The following is an 810-nucleotide window of genomic DNA, read 5'->3' as shown; positions in this document are numbered from 1 at the left end:
GGGAAGCTATCTCTATACATTACTGGTGTTAGAGGATTTAGCTTTTTATCTAATTTACCAGCCTCATATAGTCTTGTTAGCTCTTCTGGTGTGTTGTAGTATGGTGCATTTGGATATCCTTCTGGTGGGGTTAGAGACATTATCTTGGCTTCTAGGAGGGTGGAGTCGATGTAGAGACTTAAGTCACGATCGTCCCATGTGTTTGGAAAAGCGTACTCATCAAATTTATCTTGGTAAAATTTCATTTCTTTATTTACATAGCTCACAAATTCTTCCCTAGTAGTCTCGTTTGCATCAAGGTCTCTAGGATCTAATAGTTTTCCTTCATCTTCTACTAATTTTCTTAGATGTCTATGCATTGATCCAGAAGTATTTTGTGCTACTCCGTCTCTATTAAAATCCATCACGAAATAGCTTCCCACTATCTCATCAAGATAAGGCATCATTCCATATTCATCTAGTGGGGGATTTTTAGCTAGTCTTCTAAATTCTTCAGCCATTTGTAAATTTTTGTTTAGACCTACTAAATAGGTAGAGTATTCAAACATGTCAGCTAATGCCTCTAAGGCTCCGTCTTGACCAAGCTGTGCTGATAGAAACATTGATTGATATGCTCTTGCTTTAAATCCTGCATAGCCTAATCCAACTCCTCCTGAAAATCCAACAGTGCTTCCTAATACTCCAGCACATATATTCCACTCTGCTGCAAATAGTTCTGATTTTAATGTGCCTTTGTGAGCATTTACTTCATCATAAATTTCAGCATATTCTGGCTTTGTTAGTTTGCCATTACTATCTACTCTACCTATC

Annotated in this window: 1 pseudogene; it reads right to left on the bottom strand. The window is 37.4% G+C overall.

Annotation, left to right across the window (positions count from 1 at the left end):
• Positions 1–810: pseudogene (locus B9N65_RS10770) on the bottom strand (thioredoxin reductase); the annotation flags it as partial.

Origin of the sequence: Campylobacter concisus (assembly GCF_002165815.1) — a bacterium.
Classification (GTDB): domain Bacteria; phylum Campylobacterota; class Campylobacteria; order Campylobacterales; family Campylobacteraceae; genus Campylobacter_A; species Campylobacter_A concisus_BH.
This window is presented reverse-complemented; position numbering and strand designations above follow the sequence as displayed.